27 protein-coding genes are annotated in these 21,701 nt (G+C 60.9%); 14 read left to right on the forward strand and 13 right to left on the reverse strand.

The genetic code is table 11. From position 1 onward, the window contains the following. Nucleotides 1-180 precede the first annotated feature (180 nt). The 3 genes from HGK27_RS07805 (at nucleotide 181) to HGK27_RS07815 (ending at nucleotide 3,130) form a co-directional block, all read left to right on the forward strand. Nucleotides 181-645 carry an acetate and sugar kinases/Hsc70/actin family protein gene (locus tag HGK27_RS07805; protein ID WP_206240015.1) on the forward strand — a complete coding sequence of 155 codons (465 nt, stop codon included), beginning with the start codon at nucleotides 181-183 and terminating at the stop codon, nucleotides 643-645. A 443-nt stretch (nucleotides 646-1,088) separates the two neighbouring features. After that, nucleotides 1,089-1,283 carry a hypothetical protein gene (locus tag HGK27_RS07810; RefSeq protein WP_206240016.1) on the forward strand — a complete coding sequence of 65 codons (195 nt, stop codon included), beginning with the start codon at nucleotides 1,089-1,091 and terminating at the stop codon, nucleotides 1,281-1,283. Nucleotides 1,284-2,011: 728 nt separating this feature from the next. After that, nucleotides 2,012-3,130: an alkene reductase gene (locus HGK27_RS07815; RefSeq protein ID WP_206240017.1), complete on the forward strand. Its 1,119-nt coding sequence runs from the start codon at nucleotides 2,012-2,014 to the stop codon at nucleotides 3,128-3,130. Between the two features lie 683 nt (nucleotides 3,131-3,813). Here the strand turns inward: HGK27_RS07815 and HGK27_RS07820 are convergent. Both HGK27_RS07820 and HGK27_RS07825 read right to left on the reverse strand, forming a co-directional pair. Further along, complete coding sequence (locus HGK27_RS07820) at nucleotides 3,814-4,086, reverse strand: DUF3175 domain-containing protein (protein ID WP_241127356.1); 273 nt, start codon at nucleotides 4,084-4,086, stop codon at nucleotides 3,814-3,816. A 101-nt stretch (nucleotides 4,087-4,187) separates the two neighbouring features. Next, complete coding sequence (locus tag HGK27_RS07825; RefSeq protein ID WP_206240018.1) at nucleotides 4,188-5,039, reverse strand: SDR family oxidoreductase; 852 nt, start codon at nucleotides 5,037-5,039, stop codon at nucleotides 4,188-4,190. A gap of 188 nt (nucleotides 5,040-5,227) precedes the next feature. On the opposite strand from HGK27_RS07825, the gene HGK27_RS07830 reads away from it, so the two are divergent. Further along, nucleotides 5,228-5,521: a plasmid stabilization protein gene (locus tag HGK27_RS07830; protein ID WP_206242939.1), complete on the forward strand. Its 294-nt coding sequence runs from the start codon at nucleotides 5,228-5,230 to the stop codon at nucleotides 5,519-5,521. A gap of 276 nt (nucleotides 5,522-5,797) precedes the next feature. Beyond that, a complete protein-coding gene (locus HGK27_RS07835; RefSeq protein ID WP_206240019.1) occupies nucleotides 5,798-6,007 on the forward strand; it encodes an SRPBCC family protein in 210 nt (69 codons plus the stop codon). A 157-nt stretch (nucleotides 6,008-6,164) separates the two neighbouring features. Here HGK27_RS07835 and HGK27_RS07840 read toward each other — a convergent pair whose 3' ends face one another. After that, nucleotides 6,165-6,773 carry a hypothetical protein gene (locus HGK27_RS07840; RefSeq protein ID WP_206240020.1) on the reverse strand — a complete coding sequence of 203 codons (609 nt, stop codon included), beginning with the start codon at nucleotides 6,771-6,773 and terminating at the stop codon, nucleotides 6,165-6,167. Here HGK27_RS07840 and HGK27_RS07845 point away from each other — a divergent pair. Beyond that, nucleotides 6,772-7,164: a hypothetical protein gene (locus HGK27_RS07845; RefSeq protein WP_206240021.1), complete on the forward strand. Its 393-nt coding sequence runs from the start codon at nucleotides 6,772-6,774 to the stop codon at nucleotides 7,162-7,164. The genes HGK27_RS07840 and HGK27_RS07845 overlap by 2 nt on opposite strands. Here the strand turns inward: HGK27_RS07845 and HGK27_RS07850 are convergent. Next, nucleotides 7,126-8,040, reverse strand: coding sequence for an alpha/beta fold hydrolase (locus tag HGK27_RS07850; RefSeq protein ID WP_241126930.1), 915 nt, complete (start codon nucleotides 8,038-8,040; stop codon nucleotides 7,126-7,128). The genes HGK27_RS07845 and HGK27_RS07850 overlap by 39 nt on opposite strands. A gap of 455 nt (nucleotides 8,041-8,495) precedes the next feature. Between HGK27_RS07850 and HGK27_RS07855 the strand changes: the two genes are divergently transcribed. The 3 genes from HGK27_RS07855 (at nucleotide 8,496) to HGK27_RS07865 (ending at nucleotide 11,760) form a co-directional block, all read left to right on the forward strand. Next, the gene (locus HGK27_RS07855) at nucleotides 8,496-9,623 is read left to right on the forward strand and encodes a hypothetical protein (RefSeq protein ID WP_206240022.1); all 1,128 of its coding nucleotides are present in this window, start codon (nucleotides 8,496-8,498) and stop codon (nucleotides 9,621-9,623) included. A gap of 84 nt (nucleotides 9,624-9,707) precedes the next feature. Continuing rightward, complete coding sequence (locus tag HGK27_RS07860) at nucleotides 9,708-11,321, forward strand: ShlB/FhaC/HecB family hemolysin secretion/activation protein (protein ID WP_206240023.1); 1,614 nt, start codon at nucleotides 9,708-9,710, stop codon at nucleotides 11,319-11,321. Nucleotides 11,322-11,550: 229 nt separating this feature from the next. Beyond that, a complete protein-coding gene (locus HGK27_RS07865) occupies nucleotides 11,551-11,760 on the forward strand; it encodes a hypothetical protein (protein ID WP_206240024.1) in 210 nt (69 codons plus the stop codon). 40 nt (nucleotides 11,761-11,800) lie between these two features. On the opposite strand, the gene HGK27_RS07870 is transcribed toward HGK27_RS07865, so the two are convergent. The 3 genes from HGK27_RS07870 to HGK27_RS07880 are packed head-to-tail and all read right to left on the reverse strand — an operon-like array spanning nucleotide 11,801 to nucleotide 13,741. Then, complete coding sequence (locus HGK27_RS07870) at nucleotides 11,801-12,346, reverse strand: DUF924 family protein (RefSeq protein ID WP_206240025.1); 546 nt, start codon at nucleotides 12,344-12,346, stop codon at nucleotides 11,801-11,803. 18 nt (nucleotides 12,347-12,364) lie between these two features. Beyond that, complete coding sequence (locus tag HGK27_RS07875) at nucleotides 12,365-13,102, reverse strand: hypothetical protein (RefSeq protein ID WP_206240026.1); 738 nt, start codon at nucleotides 13,100-13,102, stop codon at nucleotides 12,365-12,367. 30 nt (nucleotides 13,103-13,132) lie between these two features. Further along, entirely contained in the window at nucleotides 13,133-13,741 is a 609-nt protein-coding gene (locus HGK27_RS07880; RefSeq protein WP_241126932.1) for a DUF4142 domain-containing protein, read from the reverse strand. 169 nt (nucleotides 13,742-13,910) lie between these two features. Here HGK27_RS07880 and HGK27_RS07885 point away from each other — a divergent pair, with 169 nt between their 5' ends. Next, nucleotides 13,911-14,471 (forward strand): flavin reductase family protein, encoded by a 561-nt coding sequence (locus HGK27_RS07885; RefSeq protein ID WP_206240027.1) that lies wholly within the window; start codon nucleotides 13,911-13,913, stop codon nucleotides 14,469-14,471. A gap of 8 nt (nucleotides 14,472-14,479) precedes the next feature. Here HGK27_RS07885 and HGK27_RS07890 read toward each other — a convergent pair whose 3' ends face one another. The 3 genes from HGK27_RS07890 to HGK27_RS07900 form a co-directional block, all read right to left on the reverse strand. Next, nucleotides 14,480-14,869, reverse strand: coding sequence for a hypothetical protein (locus tag HGK27_RS07890; protein WP_206240028.1), 390 nt, complete (start codon nucleotides 14,867-14,869; stop codon nucleotides 14,480-14,482). Between the two features lie 38 nt (nucleotides 14,870-14,907). Beyond that, nucleotides 14,908-16,311 carry a dihydrolipoyl dehydrogenase gene (locus HGK27_RS07895; RefSeq protein WP_206240029.1) on the reverse strand — a complete coding sequence of 468 codons (1,404 nt, stop codon included), beginning with the start codon at nucleotides 16,309-16,311 and terminating at the stop codon, nucleotides 14,908-14,910. 329 nt (nucleotides 16,312-16,640) lie between these two features. Further along, nucleotides 16,641-16,889, reverse strand: a complete 249-nt coding sequence (locus tag HGK27_RS07900; protein WP_206240030.1) for a hypothetical protein — start codon at nucleotides 16,887-16,889, stop codon at nucleotides 16,641-16,643. Between HGK27_RS07900 and HGK27_RS07905 the strand changes: the two genes are divergently transcribed. From HGK27_RS07905 to HGK27_RS07915, 3 genes are read left to right on the forward strand one after another with little or no spacing between them, the layout of a single operon-like run. Further along, nucleotides 16,888-17,196 carry a hypothetical protein gene (locus tag HGK27_RS07905; protein ID WP_206240031.1) on the forward strand — a complete coding sequence of 103 codons (309 nt, stop codon included), beginning with the start codon at nucleotides 16,888-16,890 and terminating at the stop codon, nucleotides 17,194-17,196. The two genes, HGK27_RS07900 and HGK27_RS07905, sit on opposite strands and share 2 nt — an antisense overlap. A 47-nt stretch (nucleotides 17,197-17,243) precedes the next feature. Next, a complete protein-coding gene (locus HGK27_RS07910) occupies nucleotides 17,244-17,435 on the forward strand; it encodes a hypothetical protein (RefSeq protein ID WP_206240032.1) in 192 nt (63 codons plus the stop codon). A 5-nt stretch (nucleotides 17,436-17,440) separates the two neighbouring features. Then, on the forward strand, nucleotides 17,441-17,947 hold the full coding sequence (locus tag HGK27_RS07915; RefSeq protein ID WP_206240033.1) for a cupin domain-containing protein: 507 nt from the start codon (nucleotides 17,441-17,443) through the stop codon (nucleotides 17,945-17,947). A 50-nt stretch (nucleotides 17,948-17,997) separates the two neighbouring features. Here HGK27_RS07915 and HGK27_RS07920 read toward each other — a convergent pair whose 3' ends face one another. From HGK27_RS07920 to HGK27_RS07930, 3 genes are all read right to left on the reverse strand, one after another. Beyond that, on the reverse strand, nucleotides 17,998-18,447 hold the full coding sequence (locus HGK27_RS07920) for a YetF domain-containing protein (protein WP_206240034.1): 450 nt from the start codon (nucleotides 18,445-18,447) through the stop codon (nucleotides 17,998-18,000). A 92-nt stretch (nucleotides 18,448-18,539) separates the two neighbouring features. Beyond that, the gene (locus HGK27_RS07925; RefSeq protein WP_241126934.1) at nucleotides 18,540-19,169 is read right to left on the reverse strand and encodes a glutathione S-transferase family protein; all 630 of its coding nucleotides are present in this window, start codon (nucleotides 19,167-19,169) and stop codon (nucleotides 18,540-18,542) included. 640 nt (nucleotides 19,170-19,809) lie between these two features. After that, nucleotides 19,810-20,778, reverse strand: coding sequence for a GlxA family transcriptional regulator (locus tag HGK27_RS07930; protein ID WP_206240036.1), 969 nt, complete (start codon nucleotides 20,776-20,778; stop codon nucleotides 19,810-19,812). Between the two features lie 237 nt (nucleotides 20,779-21,015). Between HGK27_RS07930 and HGK27_RS07935 the strand changes: the two genes are divergently transcribed. Continuing rightward, complete coding sequence (locus HGK27_RS07935) at nucleotides 21,016-21,678, forward strand: HD domain-containing protein (protein ID WP_206240037.1); 663 nt, start codon at nucleotides 21,016-21,018, stop codon at nucleotides 21,676-21,678. Nucleotides 21,679-21,701 lie beyond the last annotated feature (23 nt).

A 21,701-nucleotide genomic window follows, 5' to 3' on the forward strand; every position in this document is an offset into this window, starting at 1 on the left:
ATTCCAGGGATGGCGGCGGAGCGGATGCTTCGCCGCCAGATCCATATGTGAAGCGATGAATCCTAAGGCAGCTCAACTTCGAATTTCTCCCGAGGGAATGGGTTTTCTCTCTTGCTGTCGAGAACTTGCCCAGCCTTTCACACCTTTCAGTCCTGTAGCTATTCATCGAAAGGTCGCGATATGCTTCGCTCATTCCTTATGGGTCTGGTCGCCGGGCAGCGGGGCATCACGCCACTGGCGGCGATTGCTGCCGCCACGCGCAGCGGGGATATCTCGCCGGAACTTCCGCTTCAGGCCTTGCTGCTCAACCCTGTTATCGCGGCAGGGCATGCGACCTTGGCAGCGGCCGAAATGGCGGGGGACAAGATGAAGACGGCACCGGACCGGATTGAGCCTTCCGGCCTTGTGGTACGCAGTATTACGGCGGCGTATGCAGGAGCTGCAGTTGCACCTCGGGGGCGGCGTTTCGCGGGAGCTGCTATCGCCGATGGTACGGCACTGGCAGCCTCGTATATCGGCTGGCGGCTCCGCTGTACGGTCATGGAGCGCTACGGTCAAACTGTGACGGGCTTTATCGTGGATGCTATTGTCTTTGGCAGCAGGCTAGCCGTTGTGAAGCTGGCGGTTGCTGGATCACAAAGTTAAATCCTGGCCGCAGGACCCGCAGTGCCTCAAATCGTCATCGGGTCCTGCAGACCGCTGCCATTCCCCTGGATCCTACATAGATCATTGCGTTTCTTGAGCATTTTGGCACGGGTTGACCTTATCTCACATGCTACCGATTGGCACCCGGTTCTATTCTATCTTTTCTTCTCGCGCCTGAACTCTTCCGGTTCCTTCCTGCAGGGGCGGAGCTAACAGGAATGGTTCCTCAACCCCTTTGATCCGGCAGCCGCCTTCAATAGCGGAAGCGTTTCTGGCGGTGGCTGCTCGTGAGCCTCTGGGAATTCGTAAAGGCTAGTATATGGGGGCGGCGAACGCAGGGCAAACAAGCTGCACGGCGGGATGCCGCGTACGAGCGCCAGCCTCGTGATTACGGAGAAACAAGGACTGATCTTGATCATTGACCTTTAAAGAGGAGATCAATCATGACCAATCTTTCGAACAACGACACTTCGAAGCCCAACACTGACGTCGACATGGTTGCGAAAAAGCAGAACGCCCCGAACGCGAACATCACCGAACAGGACGACGCAAAGCGCGAGGATGACACTGAAGCCGAGGCGATGGAGGAAGCGCAAAAAGAAGGGGCCGAACAACGTAAGGAAGGTGGCTATCAGTAAATTCTCATCGCAGCGAATTCTAATCTGATAGTTTTCATTTCGCGTTTTGATCATCGCTGTATTCGCTTAAGCAATTGAATGATACGGAAATTTGACAACTCACTCGTCCGTTTTTTTCTTTCGCAGAACGGTGCCGGCAAGAATCTCGGGTACGATCCTGCGCTCGTATTGTGTACATCATTTAGTGCATTGTCCTTGCGGGGAGGTTGCATTGGTGAGAGGAGGAATCTGCCTTTCAGGCATCCTCTCCCAAGCTTTCATGGGCCGGCTTTCGAGCCGGCTTTTTTGCATTGGACGGTTGAATGCCGCTTCCAGCTTTCCGCGCAGTCGCGGCTGTGGAGTTCGGCGGAAATCTTGCACGGGGATAAGGGGTTTTGGTATCAGGATATTCTCGGGATCCTTTGACCAAGCTGTGCCGCCGATGACCTCAACAGGAATTGCTCCGGAACTCGATCTGCTTGCCCGTAAAGTTGAAACGGAGAGCAGTGTTGCGGATTGATTGCCGACTATAATAGAAATCTTGCGCAGCGGCTCAAACCTATAAGGTTCTATCTATGACCCACTCGCCTTTCACGGGTCAAGGCCAGCAGCGATGACGTAAAAGTCATAATTTTGCAAATACTTGGCAACATTTTGCTGACCGAGCAGTAATCCGGGGCTGGTGGACCATTGGCGAAGTTCATCCATTCCGAGTCCTACGTGTCACCTCGAATTCTGGAAAGCATGACATGACGGACCGCTCATCCTCCCCCGTTCTCCAGCCTGTCACGATTGGCAAGCTCGCACTCAAAAATCGCATTGTCATGGCACCCCTAACCCGGAGTCGCTCCAACGATGAAGGTGTGCCACCTGCTTTCGCGGCGGACTATTACGCTCAGCGGGCTAGTGCTGGGCTCATTATCTCCGAAGCGACCAATATTTCGCCCCAGGCAATCGGTTATGCTCTGACGCCCGGTATCTGGACAGACGAGCAGGTCGAGGCGTGGCGTGTGATCGTGCAGGCCGTCCATCAGCGCGGAGGCAAAATGTTTCTCCAGCTCTGGCACACTGGCCGCATCTCTCACCCGGACCTGCAGGGGGGCGCGCTGCCTGTTGCGCCCTCGGCGATCAAGCCTACCGGGCAGGCCTTCACAAAGGAAGGCATGAAGGACCACGTCACCCCGCGCGCACTCGAAACCGATGAAATTCCACGCATCGTTGACGATTATCGTCATGCCGCCGTTAATGCCAAGGCTGCCGGTTTCGACGGTGTTGAGGTGCATTCTGCGAACAATTACCTTCTCGAGCAGTTCGTGCGAGACAGTACTAACAAGCGGACCGATCGTTACGGTGGTTCGATCGAGAACCGCCTTCGCTTCCCTCTCGAGGCAATCGACGCAGTGACCGGTGTCTGGGGGCCTGGTCAGGTCGGGGTACGTCTTTCGCCAGCCACGACCATGCCAAGCGAAACGCCCCTCGATAGCAATGTCATGGACACCTATAGCGCATATGTCGACGCGCTGTCGGAGCGCGGACTTCTCTACATCCACGATATCGAGGGTGTGACGCAGCAGACACGGGACGTCCCGGACGACGTGGATTTTTCCGCACTTCGTCGACGGTTTGCAGGTACCTACCTTGCCAACAACCAATATACGCTGGATCTCGCGGAAGAGGTGCTCGCAAAGGGCGATGCTGACCTGTTCAGCATGGGGCGGCCCTTCATTGCCAACCCGGACCTGGTCGATCGGCTGCGCCTTGGCGCTCCGTTGGCCGAGGCCCCGAAGCAATACTGGTATGGGGGCGGCTCGGTCGGCTATTCGGATTGGCCATCGATGGCTACAATAGCAAAGACGGACAATGATTGATGTCCAACCGGCAGACAGCCTTTTCCCGTAATGCTCGAAAGTTGGAGCTTCGCTGCCCGCAAAGCGTTACGCTGCCGCGCCCTACCGACGCCGAGAATAATTGTGATGATTCGGTAACATCGCTCTAGGGTGTTCCGACATGACGGGAGGATGAAATAGAATTGTGCGAAACCAAGCACGATGGGAGACTGATGTAGCTTCAGACGGAAGCTGGCGCGCCGGAACGGGATCAGGTGCAAACATTCAGTCTGTGTGACGCTATAGCACCTTCAGGCACCGGAATAGCGATCTGGCCAGGCATGTAATCCTGGCCTCGAGGTCGGGCAGTTCCGGCCTTGCCACACAGGACGAGAGGCCAGCGCCCCCCGGCACTGGCCCCTCTTTTGACAGCGGGAAGTCTCAACCGCCATCAAATTTGAATGTGGATGGGATCAGCAGCATCGATCCCTACGGCATCGGACATCATGGCGCCTGCGCCGAGACCGATGCTCGTCATAGTGGTGGCGATTCAGGTCCCGGCTGCGCCATTCTTGATTACCTCTATACTTCTAATAATCGTCATCACGCTGGTTGTTCCAATGGTGCTCGTAATCATCCCTCTCACTTCATCGCCAAGGGCTTGCGTCAGAATTCAGACCAATCGTCCCTACAAGGGCAGCAGCAAAGAGCGCGCCGGAGATGACTTACGCATGTCTTATCTCCATCATTTGTAATCTGGTGGTGATCATAGCCTTCCTGACTTGAACATCGCGTGGCTTTGGCGTTTTCCCGCGTTCATCTTTCCTTCTCTTCCATGGCGACGAACATGAATATCGCCAACCGAATGGGCAAATGGCGATTACTAACGCTATCAAGAGGTTTTCGATGTAGCAGGTCAGCATGCTCATTTCTGATTGCAATGGTGTGCCCTTGCGTTGATGGCTGCCTTCAGCCGAGCGCTTGAGCGAGGCGGCGATCTTTTTGCGGCGTCAGACTTGAAGAAGCCTTCCTCCAGATCGAGCGCATCGGAATGTTCGGTTAACCGACGGACAAGCAGTGAATTGTCATGATGTGTCGCTTAACCGTTGATCACAGTGCCGCCGTTGGGATGGAGCACCTGGCCTGACATGTAGCTGGCATCCTGACAGGCCAGAAAGAGAAAGGCGGGCGCCACCTCATTGGGCTGGCCGGGGCGCTTCATTGGGGTCTTTTCGCCGAAATGGGCGATCTTTTCCTTGTCCGCCCCGCCACAGGGGTTGAGCGGAGTCCAGATCGGCCCTGGCGCCACGGCGTTAACGCGGATACCCTCGCCGATCAGGTTTTCGGAGAGCGAGCGGGTGAAGGCGGTGATTGCTCCCTTGGTCGAGCTGTAATCGAGGAGGTTTTTGGAGCCCTGATACATCGTCACAGAGGTGCAGTTGATGATCGCCGCGCCTTCGGTGAGGTAGGGCCGCACCGCCTGCACCATATGGAACATACCGAAGATGTTGGTCTGGAAGGTGCGGTGAAGCTGCTCCTCGGTAATGTCGGTGATCTCCTCATCGGGATGCTGCTCACCAGCGTTGTTAACCAGAATGTCAATCTGACCGAAGACCTCCAGCACGCGCTTGGCCACGTGTTCACACATCTTGCGTGAGCCCACGTCGGCCTTGATGGTGATCGCTCGCTGCCCTTCGGCCTCGACAATGTGCTGGGTTTCCTTCGCATCGTCATCCTCCAACAGATAGACGATGGCCACGTCCGCGCCTTCACGCGCATAGAGCGCCGCTACCGCGCGGCCGATGCCGCTATCCGCGCCGGTGATGATGGCCACTTTGCCCTTCAGCCGCTCCGATCCGGCATAACGTGGTTGCCACTCGGGCTTGGGCTCCAGTCGGCTTTCATGGCCAGGCAGGGAATCCTCATGGATCATCTCTTGCGTGTCGGGCATCTGCGTTCTCCTGTGTCAGTTCGAAAGACCCGAGAGGTGGCGAGGTTCATCCGACCGACCTCGATTGGGGAACATTCCATCGAACGGCGCCGGGTTAGGGGAACTCTGCGAGGGCATGGCGGCTTTCCGTGCTCATCGCTGGCGCATCGGTGATGAAGTGCCTGGACGCCGAGAATGAGGAGGCTGATATGCCCAAAGGCGGCAAGTCTAGCTACACGGACAAGCAAAAGCGCAAGGCTGAGCATATCGAGGAAGGCTATGAACATCGTGGTGTGAGCCATAGTGAGGCAGAGAGGCGAGCTTGGGCCACGGTCAACAAGGAAAGCGGTGGCGGGAAGAAGTCGGGATCGGGTCGGAGTAAAGCTGAGAACCATGCCTCTTCTCGCAAAGGCGGTCACATCGGTGGCTCCAGTCAAAGCTCGGAGAAGCGTTCGGCCGCTGCCAAAAAGGGATGGGAAACGCGCCGGAGGAATGCCGGTTAACGCGAGTTTGCGCTTTGCCGGTCGACCTCAGAAGGCTTTCGTGGCGTGATAAGCCCCCCCTTTTAGCAATCATGCTCAGCATGGCGGACCATCTTATCGAAGGATGATGACGCGCCCCGGCCGAAAGCGGAAAAGGGCCAACTGGGCAATCATCGCGAGGCGACTAACATGGATCATCATTACCAGCGCAAAAACACCGCGCTTGAACGGAGGCGCGGAACGTGAGCTCTGGCGACTGCGTGCGTCGAGACACGTCCTCTAGCGCCGCTCCTCCCCATGACCGCCAAGATGACGGATAACGCCCCGCCCGCTACCACAAAAGCGCAAGACGGCGCTCAAGGTGGGCTCGACGATATGCTTGGCGCCAAGGGCGAGATGTTGATAGCCCATTCGGCCAACATCAACCGGCCGCGCGACAAACTTTATGCCTTCTGGCATGATTTTGCGCGTTTGCCAGAGCTCATGGACAATCTCGAACCGGGCTAGGTCATTGATGCCTACGCTGACATTGGGGGGGGGAAGGCGTCGACGGGACGCTGCTTGGAATCGGATGCAATCACTACCGAGGAAAACGAAGGCAAACACATCGCCATGACCTCGACCGATTGCGCCCTGCGCTGTGACCAGGAGCCTCCCGGCTCCGTCATGACGCGCTGTGGTGGGTTGATGAGGTCTCATCATCCGGCTGATGCGGGCTGGCGCCATCTCCGGCGCCGCCACTGCCGCCTATTCCCATGCCAGCGCCCGCACTGCCGATTTGCCTGCTGTCACCGCCGCTGTTCTTTTCCTTCTCCTTGCCGGCGGGGCGAGCAGGGCCCTGCATGGGTATCGAAATATCCTTTGGGATCGGGTCGAGATCGAGAGCTTTACGAATGAAGGCGCGCAAAGCGATCACCAGATCCTGCGTATGCACCGGGTGGCCGGCCACCAATTCGCAGGCGGCCTTCGTGGCCAGCCGGACATGTTCATCCGTTCCCAGCAGAATGATATCGGACAGAGCGCCTTCGACCGCATCTCTTATACGCCGCGTCCGATCCGAACTCTCTGCCTTTTCCGGCGACAGGTCGAGCGCTGCCATCGGCTCGGTGGGCGGAGTCTCGCTTTTGCGGTGCAGATCGCGCAGATGGCTCGGGTCCACCGCAAGATCGCCGGTAAAGGACCCACCCAGCACTTTGTAAGCAGCGATCAGCGTGCGCAGGCGCTCATTGATCTGCCGGTTGGAACGCTCTCGCCGCTGTTGGATGGCCAACATGGTCACAAGCCTCAGCCCGACGCCAATCGCCGTGAACATGGTCAAGCCGAGCATGGTGCTGATCAGCGTATGCCACGAAGTAAAATCAAGCCCGCGCAAGCTGAGGCCTTATGATCTGGGCAAGGCGAAGGCCGCCACGCTGTCGCCATTGCGTCTGCCCAGACCACCATGGCTGCCTGCCGCGATCACGGCATATTCGCGCCGAGAGGATCATCAGGAAACCCGTGATACCCGTTATCGGGAAAAGCCGTTGCCACATTGCATTTTACTCCGAGATCCGGAGATGCAACGCGGGGCGGGGGGCAAGGGTCCGTTCTGCAAAGGCGGGAATGGTGGGCGGTGGTGGAAGGCCTCAGGACAAAAAGCGCAGCAGCAATTCCGTGATTTTTGAAGGCGCCTCCCGGGTTGGGAAATGACCTACGCCTGGCAGGCCAACCAGTTCGAACGGGCCGCTGAACTTAGACGGAATCGCCTCGAAGCTTTGCTGGCAGGTGACGCCGTCCTCGTCTCCCTTGATGAAGAGGGTGGGTTGATGGATCGTGCTCGCAACCCTCACCCTGTCTTCAAGCCAAACGCTACGCGGATCGGGCTCGGCGTTGCCCCAACGCGAGCGGTAGCTGTGGAGGGTGACATCGACCCAATCAGGATTGTTGAAGGATTTTGCCACGTGGACAAAAGTGTCCTCTTCGAACCAGCCAGCCGGTGCCCAGTTGACCCAATGGATGTGAGCAAAGCCTTTGCGGTCCGCGCGGACCGCCTGCTCTCCGCGCGACGTGGCCATAAACCAGTGATACCAGTAGCGTTGTGCCTGTTCGAAGGAGGGCGTTGGTATCCCCCCGAGACGGGGCGGGGTCGAGAGCATAACGACGCGCTCGATGCGGTTTGGCCAGCCCACAGCCAATGCTTCTGCCACATTCGATCCCCAGTCGTGGCCCGCCACGGCGCAACGCTCGATCTCGAGTGCATCCAGCAGGGCGATCATATCCATTGCGAGGAGTGCGCTGTTGCCATGGCGCGGAATTGCGTCATGCAGGAAGTAACTTGCACCAAAACCACGCCAGGTCGGCGTGATAACGCGAAACCCCGCCTGCGCCAGAGCGTCGGCAATAGGATCCCAAGTCGAGGCATCGTCGGGCCAGCCGTGAAGCAGAACAATAACCTCGCCATCGATCGGTCCCCGTTCCTCATAATGCTGATCGAGATCGGGCGTTGTGACTGTGGGCATCATCATGTCCTTCGCGGGATTGAGCAAGAAGGGTGGAGCCATCGTTTCCCATTCGTTCGATCCTTCCGATCGGACACCCCGTTTCATAATGCGGAAAGCACCCTCTTGTTGCGACTGTCCAAGATCAATCGATCAGGCCTTGAGATGCCTCCGCCGACGATTTGTCTCGCATCGGGGTGGAATGAGCGTGACCGGTATCCAGCTCTCGGGCTTCTGCATAGTCGGATCGAAATAAATTCTTAAAAGGGCAAGTCGAAGAGGTTAATATTTGCCGGATCAATGTTAAGTTAATCTGGATCAGCTTGATAATTGTAAATATAATCAATTTGATAATTTCTGAATAAATAAAGGTGAAATTTATTCGGAACTGGAAATGCGGTATTATCTTCCATTACCTGGATGGACTATGCGGCGCCTGGTAGCGTTGCTCCGCCATCCAGAGCGCGAGCCCAGCATCGGAATACCGAGCGGCTTTTTCGTAAGCGAAGGAGGATGACATGATCGCACATCACAGCCGGTGGATGGCCTCAACCATGGCCGCAGCGGCCGGCATGTTGCTGAGCCTGAGCGCCTGTGCCGGTGATTCCCATCTGGCCTATGGCTCGGTCGGCACGCCGGGCGGCACCGGGTCGAGCGGCTCGGATGGATCGGGCGGCGGCACGGGTGGCAGTGGCAACACCGGCGGCAGCGGCAGCACAGGCGGCAGCGGAGGAACGGGCGGAACCGGCGGCACGCAGACCGCCGCCTCCAGCGATGTGCAGACCGTGCTGGCTCAGGCCGGGCCGGCTCTGGTGACGGCGGGCAATGCCTCGCTGGGTCTGGCCAGCGGCGTCGATGGCGCCACCACCACGCTGGCCAGCGCCGTGCCGATCACCGCCCCCATCACCGGCACGGTTACGCGGGTGCTGGGCGATACGGGTCAGGTGCTGGTCGATACCGGCAATGGCAAGACGCTGCTGCTTGATGGCGTGCAGAAGGTCGTGGGCGATGCGGTGACGATCAACCTCGGCAATCAGGCGGTGACCACCTCGGCGGATGGCACGCCGGGCGCCGTGGGTCTCAGCGTGCTGTCGCCCACGCAGGCACAGGGCACGCTGGCCAGCGCGGGCGTGCTGACCTCGGGCCAGGTGGCGACGGCCAATGTCAATGGCGTGGCCAATGTGGCGGTGGCCAATGTCACGGCGCCGGGCGGGGGCCTGTCGAACCAGCTGCTCAATGTCGCGGTGGCCGATCACCAGATTCTGGGCAGCGGCGATCCTGCCCTTATCAACGCCAATTTGCTCTCGGGCGCGGCGGGGAGCGGGCTGACGAGCGGAGGCGCGGTGCTGACGCCCGTAACCAGCCTGCTCACCAATGTAACCAATGGCGGCCTCACCAACGGCGGTACAGCGACCGGAGGTCTGCTCAAGCCGGTGACCGGTCTGGTCGGTACAGTGGCGGGCACGACCACTGCCGCGACGACGCCCGCAACGGTGAATGCCGGCGCCACGGCCACGGCAGGCAACACCACGGCGACGGGCACGCTGACAGGCACCACCACTGGCCTGCTCAAGCCCGTGACCACAGCGGTGGGCAACACGGTAAGTACGCTTACCGGCGGTACACTGCTCTCGGGCAAGCACTGATGCCGCTGGCGGAAGGGGGCCAAATGTGGCCCCCTTCCTTCGTTCCCCCCGCGTTACGCTCCACCCTCGGGGAGACTGACCTCAATGTTCGAGCTGCTATTGACCGGCACATTGCTGGCCGGGGCAGTGGCCAGCACGCCGCCGCTGATCATCGATTCCGGCCGGGCCGACCGCGTGCAAACGCCCAATCTGCCCCCGCGCATGCCTGAAAAGCCTGTCGAACAGCGCGCCAAGGTGCTGTCGCGGGTGGACGCCACCGGATCGGACCAGCCGATCAAAGGCATCCGCTTCCTTGGCGATCTGGTGCCCGCCCCCGTCGCCCATGCCGCCGAGCGTTTCGTGGGCCAGCCCGCCAGGCGCGACACGCTGGAGAGACTGGCGGCGGCCATGTCGGATGCCTATGCCACCAGCGATGTGGCGCTCTACACCGTGGCGATTCCGGATCAGAATCTCTCGGGCGGGCGGGTGATCGTGCGGGTGGCGCAGGGCTTTATCGAGGGGATCACCTATCCCGATGGCTCGACCCCGCTGATCCGCGCCTATGCGCAGCATCTGCTGGGAATGAAGCCGCTGCGCCGCTCCGCGCTGGAGCGGGAGCTGTCCCTGATGCGCGACATCGCCGGGGCCACCGTCAGCGCCGATCTGCTGCGCGGGCGGCAGCCGGGCGGGGTGATCCTGTCGCTGAAGGTGAAGCGCAAGCATCTCGACGGCTCGCTGGCCTATGACAACAGCCGCTCGCAACTGCTGGGTCAGGGGCAGTTCAACGCCACGCTTGCGGGCAACAGCCTGCTGCGTGACGGCGATGAGACCAAGCTCAACGTGATGGTGGCCCGCAACTTCCGCAGCTTTATCTACACCGCCCTCACCCACGCCACCCCGCTGGGCCACGATGGCCTCAAGCTGACGCTTTCCGGCGCATGGCTGCAGACCAACGTGCCCGAGTACAATCTGCGCGGCCATGCCGTGGTGGGCGGCGCCTCGCTCAGCTACCCTGTGATCCGGGGTTATCGCAAGAACCTGACCGTCAGTGCCGGGCTGGATGTGCTCAACAGCGATTCCGCTTTGTTCGGCACCGTGGCTTCCAGCGACCATATCCGCACCCTGCGTGTGGCGGCGGGCTACTCATGGGCGGGCAAGAAGACGGTCTGGTCGCTGGGCAGCACGGTGAGTCAGGGCCTTGCAATCCTCAATGACCGCGGGCTGGTGGGGCAGAGCGATCCGCGCTTCACCAAGGTGAATGCCTCGGCCAGCTATGACCGCGCCTTCGGCAAGCATGTGGTGCTGCGCCTGAAAGCCCAAGGCCAGTACAGCCACAACCAGCTCCCCGCCACCGAGCGCATCGCCTTTGGCGGCAGCGACTATGGCCGCGCCTTCGACACCGCCGCCATCACCGCCGACAGTGGCGGCACCGGGTCTCTGGAACTGGCGCTGCGGCCCAAGCTGGGCAAAAGGCTGAACGGCACCGAGATCTACGGCTTTGTCGATCACGCCAGATTGCGGATCAATGATAGGGTCGGGGTTCCGGCATCGAGCTGGGATCTGGGCTCGGCAGGGGGCGGGATCAGGCTGGCGTGGAACGATTGGGCAGTCATCGGGGTGGAAGGCGCCAAGGCCGTGACCGATCCGTTCCATGGCGCTCTGGGCGATTGGCGGGTGAATGTGAGCTGGAAGATCAGCAGGCCTCAGGTGAGAAAATGACCTTAGACGTATCATCATCGCATCCCAAACTCTGAGGCGAACTCTGTAAAACGCTGAATGAAGCGCTGCTTGCAACAGGATCCAATCGATCCATGGATGTCTGCTTTGTCAGCAACAGTTCTCTTGGCAGCTCATGGAAGGTGAGTTTGAAGATCCTTTGGTAATGCGTCGATGAAGGGGACGACCAACAAGACTGGACGGCCAATGCGCCAGCAAGCCAGCCGCCACCTTGCACAAGCAGGTTGAGGCCAAGGGCAGCGGCAGCGTTGATGACGGGTCTGATCAGGCTCCGCCCAGGCTGGAGGGCGCCAAGGCCAATGAGGCACAAACCAATTCCGCAGCGGCCAAATCGGGCCAGATCAATGGTCGCAATGCGCTGACGCCTGCCGGTGAGCCGGAAGGGCCGTTCGGAGCGCCGCAGGTGGGCAGCGGGAAGTGAAACGTTGAAGTCAGTGTCAAGGCGGGTTTTCCCCCGCCTATCAGCCGGGGGATAGGCGCATATGCTCATCCTCTTCGGGCGTGGAGAGGCGGCCCAGCGCTTCATTGCGGTAAGGGAAGCGCCCGAAGCGCCGGATGTCCTCGCCATGCTGGCGCGCGAAAGAGAGGGTGGTTTCGGCAACATCGCGCAGGGCGGTGAAACGCTCGATGCTGGTTGCCTGCAACGCGGGATCCTCGGCATGCATCAGCGGCATGTAGTAGAACTGCCGCTGATCGAGCGACAGCGCCTCATCCTCACCCGCGGCAATCCCCTCCAGCACCAGTTGCTGGGCCTTGGGGTCGGCGGCAAAGGCCTGCGCGCTCCCGCGATGGATATGGCGCGGGAACTGATCGAGCAGCAGGATCAGCGCGAGCCGCCCCAGCGGCGTGACGGCCCAGTCATCAAGGTCGCCCCTTGCCGCCTGGGCGTGCAGCGTGCCAAAATTTTCGCGCACCACGGGATCGAGATGGGCGCCATCGCCGAACCAGTCGCTGGGCGGCACCTCACGGAACCAGAAATCGAGAATGGCGGCTTGGCGGCTGTCCATGGAAGCATCCCTGATTGATCAAAGGCGGGCAAGAAGCTCCGCCTTCTTGGCATCGAATTCCGCGCTGGAAATGATCTTTTTTTCATGCAGGCCGGCCAGCCGCTCGATCCGCGAAAAGATCTCTTCATCGGACAAGGCAGCGGCGGGGGAGGGTTGAGGCGCGCCCTTGGCAGGCTCGGCACGATCCGGCGAAATCTGGCGCAGACTGGCCAGATCGATCAACCCATGCTGGCTGGTGAAGCTGATGGACTGGCCGCCGCCCTGAGCCTGCGCGAAGCCGGTGATGCGATGGTCGCCGGTGTCATAGATGGTGATGCGCCCATCATGGTCCAGCGCCAAACGCCGGGTCTGCGGGAAGAAGGCGTAATGCAGATTGTTCTGCGATCCCGATGAGGCGGGCGTGCCCAGATCCTCGGGCCAGCGCGATGATGCCGCAGGGACGAACAAGCTGGCCGACGAGCCGGAGGGCGGCTGGCGCATCGCCAGTGACAGGCCCTGCCGCAAGGCCGCCGCCAGATCGGCGCAAAGGGCATCGACGCGCGCTTTCAACCCATGGTTGAACATATCGCCGATCATCAGCATGCCGCCCTGCGACCATTGCCCAATGCCGCCCAGATCGGGATGGTTGAACTGGGCCTGCGTGCCGCCGCCTGCCACCAGCGCGAAAAGCACGGCCCGCGCCGCTTCGAAGCTGACATTGTGGCGGCTGGCGAGCGTCTCGACGATGCCGCGTCCTTCATCCGTCAGGGTCTGCATGGGGATGGTCCTTGCTGGGGAGCGGGCCGGTTACTTGCCCATCTTGTCGAGCATATCGATATGATGCTGCACCACCGGCACGATCTGGGCAGCGGCGGCCTTCAGCCCCTCATTGTTGCCATTGGCGGCATAGGCCTTGTGAAGCATCAGTGCGGAGGCATGGCCCTCACGCTGGGCATCGAGATAGATCTTGTCGGCATCCTTGCCCTTGGCTGCGCGGATCGCATCGAGGCTCTGCTGCTGGGCGGGCTGCAGTGTGGGCGCGCTGACGGCGATATCGGCGGCCTTGGCGGTCTTCTTGAGCAGGGTGGTCGAGGCTTCGTGATCCTTGATCATCATTTCGGCGAAGGCCTTGACCTGCGGATCCTGCGTGGTCTTCAGCACCGCGCGCGAGCTTTCGATCTCGAACAGGTCACCGGCGCCCGCCTTGGCCAGATAGGTGGCCGGATCATTGCCCGGCGTGGCATCGGTGCTGTCGCTGGCGGCGGAGGAGGCGCTCATGGTCGGCATGCCATCCTGAGGGGTGACCGAGGAGGCATCGCTCGCCGCGTTGGTGCTGGCGGATGATGCCTCATCTCCCGCCTTCTGGCAGGCAGACAGGGCAAGGGCGGGCAGGACAAGCCAGATGAGCTTTTTCATGACGCATCTCTCCGTTGAGCACAATGCTCATGAAGGGCGGAATGATCGGCATGGTGCTTGGGTTCGTGGACGGAGCAAAGAAGCGGAGGGGCCTGTCCCGGAGCACGCTGGAACCCAGCCCCTGCCTCACGCGATCCATTAGCAACCCAATTTGTGAAAGGGGCGGACGATGCAGCATCCTGCCAAAGAGGATTTTCCGGTCAGCCAGGTGCGGCGTTATCTGGAACCGGGCCCCATCGTGCTGGTGTCCTCCGCCTATGGCGGGCAGCGCAATGTGATGACGCTGGGCTGGCATACGGTGCTGGAGTTCACCCCCTCGCTGGTCGGGCTGATGATCTCTGCGGGCAATCACAGCTTCGCGATGATCCGGGACAGCGGCGAATGTGTCATCAACCTGCCGACCACCGCGCTGACCGACACTGTGGTGGGGATCGGCAACACAAGCGGCGCACAGATCGACAAATTCGTCCATTTCGGCCTTACGGCGATCAAGGCCGACAAGGTGGCAGCGCCCCTGATCTCCGAATGCCACGCTTGTTTCGAATGCCGCCTGCATGAGGCCGCACTGACCGACAGCTTCAACTTCTTCATCTTCGAGGTGGTCAAGGCCCATGTCGCCCCAAGGCCCAAGCACCCCGAAACCCTGCATTACCGGGGCGATGGCCGTTTTATGGTCTCGGGCAAGGAGATCAGCCGACGCAGGCTCTTCCGCCCGGAGATGCTGGATTAGCGCCGCTCTTATCGCGCACGGTCATGGGTAATGTCCTGCTCGCTGGGTGGCGTGGCGCCATCGACGGCGTGGCTTTCGCCGCTGACCTGATAGGAGACGCGCCTCGGTTGCAGGTTGATGAAGGGCACGCTGTCAAGCGCGGCACAGGCCGCCGCCATCCGGTCTTTCTCGACGCTGACGCTGACCACGCTGCCGCCTGAACCGACAGCCTCGGCAAAGGATCGGGCTTCATCCTGCGCAACCCCCGCCCGCGTCAGCGCGTCGAGAATCACATCGCGTTCCTGTCCCGGCGAAAGGATGCTGATTGCCGCATGGGGCACCGCCGCGCGCTCCAGCTCTTCGGCGGCCTGACGGGCCAGATCTGGCGTATCGAACAGTCGGGTGATCGTCTCGGTCATGGCATAATCCTTTCCGCGAAGATGAGTTTCTGCATGGGTCAGCCGCCCGAGGGATGGCCTTCGTCACTGCTGCCGGGGGCATCGCTGCCCACGGTCTTGCAGATCATGCGCAGCGCCGGTTTCAGTCCTTCCTCCAGCGTGGGGTGATAGAAGGGGCGTTCCAGCAGGGCGCTGGCCGTCATGCCGCTCTCGATCGACCAGGCGAGGAGATGCGCCAGATGCTCCGCCCCCGGGCACAGCAGAATGGCCCCCAGCAGGCGGCCATCGGCGGGATCAGCGTGGAGATGGGCCAGCCCCACCGCTTTCGCCTCGATCCGCGCCCGGCCCTGATCGCTGTAATCGGCGGTGCCGACGACCAGATCCTCGCCCTGCACCTGCCCGACAGTGGCCAGAGCCGGATCGGTGAACATGATCGAAAAGGGCACATTGCGCTTGCCCGGCGTCACATCAGGGCAGCGCGCCGCATTGTAACCTGCCAGCGCGCCCTGCGCCGAGGCCTCATGCAGCACCGGACGGTCGGCATCGGCGTCACCGGCGATAAAGATCGGGCTCTCGCCACAGCGTAACGTATCGCGGTCGAAGCGGGGGACGCCAAGCTTGTCGAGCGCCAGCCCGCTCTTCTCCAGATCGAGCCCTTTCAGAGCAGGCGGCCTGCCGGTCGCGACAAGAACCCTGTCGAACAGACCTTCGCCCGAGGAACGGCCCGTCCAGCGCAAGCGTACCTTGCCATCGCGGGTCTCGGCGGCGATCTTCACGCCGGTCACCACCGCCATGTCGCGCCGCAGCACCTCGTCCAGACGGCTGGCGATCGCCTTGTCCTCAAGTCCCGCCAGCTTGCTTGCTTCATCCAGCAGGGTCACCTTGACGCCCAGCCGGGCCATCGCCTGCGCCAGCTCCAGCCCCAACGGCCCCGCGCCGATCACTGCCAGCGTTTCAGGCAATGTGTCGAGTTCGAAGAGGGTCTCATTGGTCAGCGCCAGATCGCCCAGCGCCGCGAAATTGTCGGGCATGGCCGGGCGGGAGCCGGTGGCGATGACGATGGCCCTCGCCGTCACCCGCGTGCCATCGTCGATCAACAGGGTGTCGGCATTCACGAACCGCGCTTTGCCGCGCAGCATGCTGCTGGCCGGGATCTTGGCGATGTCCTCGCGCGTGGCGGCGGAAAAATGGTCGCGCTCGCGGCGCAGGCGCTGCATGACGCCATGGCCGCTGACCTGCGAGTTGGCCGCGATGCCGAACAGTGGCGCCTGCCGCACCGCATAGGCCGCATCCGCCGCAGCGATCAGCAGCTTGGAAGGCATGCAGCCCACATTGGCGCAGGTGGTGCCGGAAAATTCCGGGTCGATGATCAGCGTGCGCGCCCCGGCGCGCCGGGCGCTGCGTTCGGCGGACAGGCCCGCGGTGCCGGCGCCGATGATGGCGACGTCACAAGATAGATCCATGGAAGGCAACTTTCATCAACAGGCCGGGCGCGGCAATCTGTGTTGCGCGGTGACCGGGCGGGGGGAACGTCTCCCTGTTGCGAAGAGATAGGCAGGCGCGAGGTTCCCTGAAGCGTCGCAGCCGCGGCGGAACGCAACGCTTGGGCGCGCGCTAATACTTCACCTCGCTGAGGCCGTGGGGCTTCCATGGCCGATCCTGCAACTACGGGAGGTATGTCGATCGGCGTGTGAGAAGCCCGCAAGGCTCGATCTGGTCGGAAACGCGCTGGTGCCCGATTATGTCTTTATGGCAGGAAGAGGTGCGATCCGTTCAGCGGCTGAAGGGGGGCTTAATCTCTTCTGCCATTGGGCGGCCATTCGCCAAACCAGTCGATGTCCTGGCAGGTTCTCTGGTCTCCAACAATACCAAGCGTGGCCGCCCGGTGGGCGTAGGAATGGGCACGCATGCTGCGCTGCCGGTGGCTGACGATGTCGACAATACCGTCTGGCGGGCAGGCATGAAATGGCCTTGAGTTCCGATGAACCGTGCGGAACATCGTGCTTCGCTCAGCCATTGCTTTCCAGAGGAGAAAGATCATGAGCAACATCTCGGTCGGCCCTGCCGAACATCAGGTGAAGCCCGCTGAGCAGCAGGAAGGCTGTGAAACGATCCGCATCGATGCGCAGAAGGCCAATGACATCGATACGCGTGAGGGCCGGGCAGGGGAGGAGGCGAAACCCTTCTCCAGGGCCGAAGCGGAGGGGCATCACCTTCCCCCACATCGCCCCGGTGACAGCGACATGGCGCCTGACGAGCCCAATGACATGATATCGGAACGCCGCAACGCCAGCCGGGACGACACCGGGCGGGAAACGCCTGTTGAAAGCGAAAAGCCGGCAAGGTGATCGGCCAGGATGAGGGCGTGACGCCCTGAGATCGAATGGATCAGAGGATGGAACAGGACAAGATCATCAAGCGCTCCGGCGGGTCTCAGGATCCACTGGACAAGGTCGAAGAGGTGATGCGCGTGACCGGCGAGGCCGATGAGCGCGACAATCCCGGCCACGAGCGTGAGGCAGGGGACGATGGTGTTGGCTATTCGCCAATGGGCAATCCGCCGCATAGCGGGCGCCAGGACAAATAAGGGTAATGGAGGACCGGGCTTTTCTGCTTGCTTCACATGGTTGGGTGCCGAACAATCCACGATTGCCGGTAATCGTCTATCGGCAAGCGATTAGCCCTGATGATGGTGAAAAGACCGCGCAGGCCTTTGAGCAGGCATTCAAAGACCATAGCTGGCCGCCGCGCTGGCGCGACGGTATTTATGATTTCCATCATTACCATTCGACCGCGCATGAGGTGCTCGGGGTGGCCTCCGGATCGGCGACGCTCATCATCGGCGGTCCGGGTGGTGAGGAGATCGAAGTCGGTGCGGGGGATGCCATCCTGCTGCCGGTGGGGACGGGCCATTGCGCGATCTGGTCGAGCGAGGATTTTCTGGTGGTGGGCGCTTACCCCACCAGTCAGGATTGGGACATCTGCCGTGAGGCGCCAAGCCAATCGGCATGGCAGAGGATCGTGCAACTGCCGTTCCCTGATCTGGACCCGGTTGCCGGGGCAGATGGCCCTTTGGCAAAAAACTGGCATGCGACGTGACTGCCCGGAACAAGTCTGAACCGTGAGGTGAATGGCGAGGAATTTGCCCTTCAGCGCGAAGCTTTCGGAATTGCGGTGATCTTGCCGCCGCGCTCGAAGGTCACCAGCTTGGCCATTCTGACATCATCTATTCCTTGCATGCGCAAGGCTTCAGCGAGGTCCTCCGGCCTGACGTAATGGCGTCGCATCATCGCCTGATTGACATGCCCATCCCGCTCCAGCACATTGGTTTGGCCTTTGACGAACAGGGCCAGCCAGTTGAAACGCATCTTCGCCACGGGCATCAGGCGGTAAATGACCGACACCACCATCGTTGCGAACTCGACAGGGTGGATGCCGATCTTTTTCCAAAGCCAAAGCCGCGCCGCACCCCGGGGGACAAAGGCTGGGATCAACGATCCCCAAATGATCGTCCGGCCGACTGCGGCGTCTCGAAGGGCAGGGCTGGCCCAACTGCCGATGGCATCCGCCGCAAAGTGCAACATCGGGCCGGGACCCAAGATCAGGCTCTCGAGCGGAATGGCAGTCCGCGTGGCAGTTCGGACCCTATGGATCGAACAACTTAATGAGCCGTATGTCACAAGGTCGATGATCAAGCGTATTTATAGGGTCCACCTCTCCCCAGTGCCGCCTGATACGCCGGCCGAGCATGGATTGCATCGAGCCATGCACAGGTTGCGGGCCTGCCAGCATCGAGCCCTCCGCGATCCCGTGCTGCTTCGAGCGGGAAGCTCATCATCACATCGGCAGCGGTGAAGGTCTCGCCGGTGAACCAGGGGCGGGATGAAAGTTCCGCCTCGACAAAATCCAGATGGACATCGATCATCGGCTGCATCCGCTGTTGAGCGATCCCGCCCACCAGCGGGATTTTACCGAGCACCAGCTTGAGTAGCAGCGGGGGCATCAGCGACCCCTCCGCATAATGCTGATAGAAGCGATAGTGCAGCATGCCATCCTCATCACCGGAAGGTCCAAGACGGCCTCCGGCCTTGTCGACAAGGTAGGCGATGATGGCCCCGGTCTCGGCAATGGTGCGCCGGTTGTCGCTGTCCACGATGACAGGCGATTTGCCCAGTGGATGCACGGCGCCCAGTTCAGGGGGCGCAAACATCGTTTCAGGATTTCGAGCGTAATGCTTGACTTCGTAAGGCAGGCACAGCTCCTCCAGCAGCCATAGGATTCGCTGCGAACGGGAGTTGTCGAGGTGGTGGACAGTGATCACGGGCAAGCTCCTTTGATCCATGAACGATCCTGTCAAAGCATTGTTCGTCCGCCTGCGTTGCAAACAAGCTGCGTTTGCCTTGAGATGGTTCGCATGATCCGCACCGGTTTCGCCGGTGTTGTCAGACCTTGAGCCTTGGGAGAACAGAGGATGGCTTATGACGTGTCGGTCGAAAACCTCACATGTCAGCTGAGTCGAGCAGGGTGATAACGGTTCCGCAATAGATTGCTCATTGGCTGGTGCGTCGTGGGAACCGGAACGGCAGGTTTTAGGTCGTGAAGTGGCTATAGCTGCCATTGGACACTGCGACGGTCGGATGTGGCGTTGCGGCCGAAATACATCGCTCTCAGAATTCGATTCAAAAGGCGCCGTTCAACGTCGTGCAGGATTGAGGTGCCAGTCAGCCGCACAAAGCCATGTAGGACACTTGTTTGGCAAAGCGGTTATATCTGAGCCGAGAGGAGCAAACTCGGCCTGTCTTGCAAGATCCTGACATTGGTTCTGCCCGAGTGGCCAAATAAGTATTGCAATAAACATTGATTGTCCGGTCAATTTCGTAGGGTATGGATGAGGGTAATTTGCGCCATGGTTATACCTATCTCAACTCTATGCAATCGGAAGGGGAATTCGAGATGGAATTTCAATGACTCGCCCTGAAGTTTGCCCGGTACTGCAGCGGCGTCACTTCAAGGCGTCGCTGAAAAGCGCTTCGCATTTGATCGGGATTGGCGAAGCCGCAGTCGAAAGCAATGGCCTTGAGCGCTACGTCGCTCGATTCCAGAAGGTTGCGGGCCTGGTCGAGGCGAACGCCCTCGACATACTCATGCGGTGTCACACCAAGCTCTTTCACGAAAAGCCGCGCGATGCTGCGTGCGCTTACACCGGCAATTTCGGCTAGGCGTTCGACGGGAAACCCTTCTCGGATATGCTCCATGACATAGGCCTGTACCTTGCCAAGTGGTGTTTCCGAATCACCCACCGGCAGCAGCAGCGGGCTGAACTGCGATTGCCCTCCCTGCCGCTGCGCCACAACCACCAGCGCCTTTGCACAGGCCAGCGAGATCGCGGCTCCATGATCTTCGCTGACCAATGCAAGGCTGAGATCGATCCCGGCGGTGACCCCGGCCGAGGTAACTAGCCGGTCGTCACGCGCATGGATGCGGTTGTGCTCGACGCGTGCTTTGGGGAATTCACGCGCCAGTTGGTCGGAACACAGCCAATGGGTGGTGACAGTCCGCCCATCGAGCAGTCCGGCGCGTCCCAAGGCGAAGGCGCCGTTGCAGATCGAGCCATAGCGCTGGGCCCGCACGCCCCAGTCTTGCAACCATGTCGACATTTCATCATCGGCGGGACTGGAAGGCAGGTCGGGGCCACCGGCCACCATAACCGTGTCGAAGGTGCGCTCGGCCTCAGCGAAGCTTAGATCGGGGCTCAGGCGCATACCGTTTGAGCCGCGCACCGGCTGCGTCGTCCCGGCGACCAGCAGGCACTCATAACGATCCTCGGGCGGTAGAAAGCCGTTCGCCGCCGCGAAGACGTCAAGCGGTCCAGCCACATCGAGGGCCTGAACACCCTGGAAGACGACGATCGCCATTTGTCTTGCCGTCATGCGATCACGTTCCTTTGGTGCTGGTGCCCACGGTGGGCAGCTAATCCAGTATGGTTGGCAGTTTATTCCGGTTGGCCGTGATTGCAGCCACGAGCCCTTGCTGCGATGAAAGAGGGGCAGGACGCAAGGCCCTTTTCGGTCCGAGGTCCCCACCATCAACACCCACACGGCGCCAGAAGCCGGCGACCCCGTTCCCCGGGGGCGCTGGAGTGTGCCCCCACGACCCGGAGATTTGTCATGACCAACCAGATCACTCTGGCCAGCAAAACCATTGGCGGCGTCACCATCCCCGATAGCGCGTTGTGCCGCGCAATCACCGAATTCGTCCGCGATACCGAAACCGACCTGCTGTTCAACCATTCGAGCCGGGTTTTCTTCTTCGGCGCCATCGCCGGGCATGAGCGCGGACTGACCTTCAATCCCGAGCTGCTGTATGCGGCTGCGATGTTCCACGATGTGGGGCTGATGCCCGCGCACAGCAGCAAGGATCTGCGCTTCGAGGTCGATGGAGCGAACGCCGCCCGGGACTTCCTGGCCAGCCACAAGGTCGACCCCTCCGACATCGAAAAGGTCTGGACCGGCATCGCCCTGCACACGACGCCGGGCATCCCTGAATTCATGCATCCGGTGATCGCCCTGACCACCGCGGGCGTCGAAATGGATGTGCTGGGCCTCACCTATGACGAGTACCCCGATGACATCCGCGAAGCTGTGGTCGCCGCCTATCCGCGCACGCCGGCCTTCAAGGAAGACATCATTCAGGCCTTTTACGACGGCATCAAGCACAAGCCCGACACCACCTTCGGCAACGTCAAGGCGGACGTCATCGCGGACAAGGAACAGCACTTCCATCGCGGCAACTTCTGCTCGGTCATCCGTTGCTCGCACTGGCACGGCTGACGGCTTTCCGCCCCCCACAGACA

Source organism: Novosphingobium terrae, from assembly GCF_017163935.1.
GTDB classification, from domain to species: Bacteria; Pseudomonadota; Alphaproteobacteria; order Sphingomonadales; family Sphingomonadaceae; genus Novosphingobium; species Novosphingobium terrae.